The organism is Paraburkholderia antibiotica (assembly GCF_012927125.1).
Lineage (GTDB): Bacteria > Pseudomonadota > Gammaproteobacteria > Burkholderiales > Burkholderiaceae > Paraburkholderia > Paraburkholderia antibiotica.
Genome location: NZ_JABBFZ010000070.1, coordinates 1 through 1,071 on the forward strand (window position 1 = coordinate 1; position 1,071 = coordinate 1,071).

1 protein-coding gene is annotated in these 1,071 nt (G+C 57.6%); it reads left to right on the forward strand.

Annotated features, from left to right (window positions below; all coding sequences use genetic code 11):
- A protein-coding gene (locus tag HHL14_RS32775; protein WP_169501747.1) for an IS3 family transposase occupies positions 1–1,063 on the forward strand; the annotation gives its coding sequence in 2 pieces (ribosomal slippage) (positions 1–165 and positions 165–1,063; 1,064 coding nt annotated over the 2 pieces). This gene is flagged as partial in the annotation.
- Positions 1,064–1,071: the final 8 nt, after the last annotated feature.

Consider the following 1,071-nt stretch of genomic DNA (forward strand, 5'->3'; position numbering starts at 1 on the left):
TCGGCGTTGCGGAATCGGTTCTGCGTCGCTGGGTTCAACAATTGCACCAGGAACGCCACGGCATCACGCCTCAGAGTCCTGCAATGACGCCAGAGCAGCAGCGCATCCAGGAGCTGGAAGCGCGGGTTGAACGCCTCGAGAGGGAGAAGACCATTTTAAAAAAAGCTACTGCGCTGCTGATGTCGGAAGGGATAGAACGTACGAAATAATCGACCAGTTCGGCGACGGCCTATCGGTGGCAATGTTGTGTGAGTTGTTCGACATACCCCGGTCGTGCTTTTACGCATACAGACATCGTCGGGAACGGGTTGACGTGGCGCGAATGGCACTGCGCAGCCGCGTGCACGAGTTGTTTGTCGAGAGCCGCAGTTCGGCAGGCAGCCGCAGCATCATGGGCATGCTGCGCGAGCAAGGCACGACGGTTGGGCGCTTTAAGGTTAGCCGTCTGATGGATGAGCTCGGCTTGATTTGCAAGCAACCTGGCAACCACGCATACAAGCGCGCCACGGTGGAGCGCATCGACATTCCCAACGTCCTGAATCGGGAGTTCGACGTGGCTACGCCGAATCCGGTCTGGTGCGGCGACATCACGTATTTATGGGCGCAGGGCCGCTGGCATTATTTGGCCGTGGTGCTGGACCTGTTCACGCGCCGCGTTGTCGGCTGGTCATTCTCGACGAGCCCCGACGCCGACTTGGTGGTCAAGGCATTAGACATGGCGTTCGAGCAACGCGGGCGGCCTACGGGCTTGATGTTCCACAGCGACCAGGGCGGTCAATATGCTAGCCGGAAATTCCGTCAGCGATTGTGGCGTTATCGAATCAGGCAGAGCATGAGTCGGCGTGGAAATTGTTGGGATAACAGCCCGATGGAACGCCTGTTCCGAAGCTTGAAAACGGAATGGGTGCCGACCACTGGATATACGAGTGCTGGAGAAGCCCATCGGGACATCAGCTATTTCCTGATGCAGCGATACAACTGGACTCGACCGCATCAATTCAATGACGGTCTAGCGCCGGCAGTCGCAGAAGAAAAACTTAACTCGGTGTCCGGCGTGAGTTGACCACTACA